Raw genomic sequence first — 1,332 nt, 5'->3', positions numbered from 1 at the left:
ACCACACCCCAGAAAACCAATCACATTTCCTGTCTTGATTTCCTGATTGACCGTTTCCAAAATCTTTTGTTTCTTATCCAAATCTGGAGAATATTGTAGATCATTTGGGAAAACAAAGATACTGTCTTCTTGAGAAAGATTTCCTAATGTTCTATCTAAAAGAAGTTTGTTTAGTTTGGGATATTCTGCGACAAAGTCTTCTTTAGTAATTTTATACTGATTATCAGTTATCCGCATCATCACTCTCAACGCTTTCATCGTCACTCTTATCTGACTGACTTGCTTCCTCACTAGTTGTTTTGTTAAATGCTTTTTTCAATGTTTTAAGGGTTTCATCTTCCTTATAAAAACCACGCAAGTAGTCTTCCAAAAGCGGTTCGAGATAATCAGACCAGAGTAATTCATAGTCAAAATCTACATCCTTCAACTTAAGGAAATAACTTGGCCCTATATGGTAATGACTGTTTAATTCCTGAACGTTTTCAATAGCAGCATTCAAATTTCTAAGACGAAGTTTTGCTTCTTCCGCACCGTCTTTGAGTTCTTCATCTAGCATTCCTAACTGACTTTCAGCTGTTATTTCTACAAAACGAAAGCGACGACGCATAGCAAAATCAAAGGTATCCACCGAACGGTCAATGTCGTTCATGGTCCCTATAATATAGATATTCTCAGGAATATAAAACTTGTCATCACTTTCGTGTAGATTGGCATATTGGGTAGAAACACTTCCCTTTTCACCACGATAGCTAGGATCAATTGAGAAAAAGAGTTCTCCAAAAATCTTAGAAATCTCACCACGGTTGATTTCATCGATGATGAAGACGAATTTCTTGTCTGTGTCAATCGTTGGAGATACATAATCACATAATCCATAACTTTCTTTCATGTGATCCAAAACAATTTTTTGATAAGTTTCGTACTTTAAATTAGTATCTTCACCCTTGTACAAAAGATACACTTTTTCTTTGGTAGCAACAGGAGAATCAAACTTCACATTCCCTTGACTGTTTAGACTGGCTGGAACAGAACTACGAGGGAAGAAGTATTGTCCTTGCTTTTCATTGATAGCATCCGTTAGCTTAGCCCACGTTTCATCAAAATTATCTTGTCCCCCAGTTTTCTGAGCTTCTTTCGCTCTCTGACAAAACTTCTTAAAAATACCATCTTGTAATTTAAACTCGATAGCTCCATCCCCATTTGATACTGGGCGCAAACCCTCGACAAAATCCGTGTAGTCATACGAAGGATGAAACTGAACAAAGCCGATTTGATCTTCGTTGCCATCCGTTAATTCTTTAGCAATTTCTTTAGCAAGATAAGTTTTTCCCG

The 1,332-nt window shown here is 36.9% G+C and carries 1 protein-coding gene and 2 pseudogenes; all 3 read right to left on the bottom strand.

What is annotated here, in order from left to right:
• Positions 1 to 237: pseudogene (locus tag SMIDD26_RS03430) on the bottom strand (3-isopropylmalate dehydrogenase); the annotation flags it as partial.
• Positions 224 to 889, bottom strand: a complete 666-nt coding sequence (locus SMIDD26_RS13675) for an AAA family ATPase (protein ID WP_419986649.1) — start codon at positions 887 to 889, stop codon at positions 224 to 226. The pseudogene SMIDD26_RS03430 and the gene SMIDD26_RS13675, both read right to left, overlap by 14 nt.
• 197 nt (positions 890 to 1,086) lie before the next feature.
• Positions 1,087 to 1,332: pseudogene (locus SMIDD26_RS13670) on the bottom strand (endonuclease); the annotation flags it as partial.

It is taken from the genome of Streptococcus mitis, assembly GCF_001579035.1.
GTDB classification, from domain to species: Bacteria; Bacillota; Bacilli; order Lactobacillales; family Streptococcaceae; genus Streptococcus; species Streptococcus mitis_J.
Note: the sequence above shows the minus strand (reverse complement) of the source record. Positions and strands in the feature narration are given on the sequence as shown.

Excerpts from the sequence above, each read along its gene's own strand:
- SMIDD26_RS13675 (WP_419986649.1), bottom strand. The coding sequence starts at position 889 with ATGAAAGAAAGTTATGGATTATGTGATTATGTATCTCCAACGATTGAC.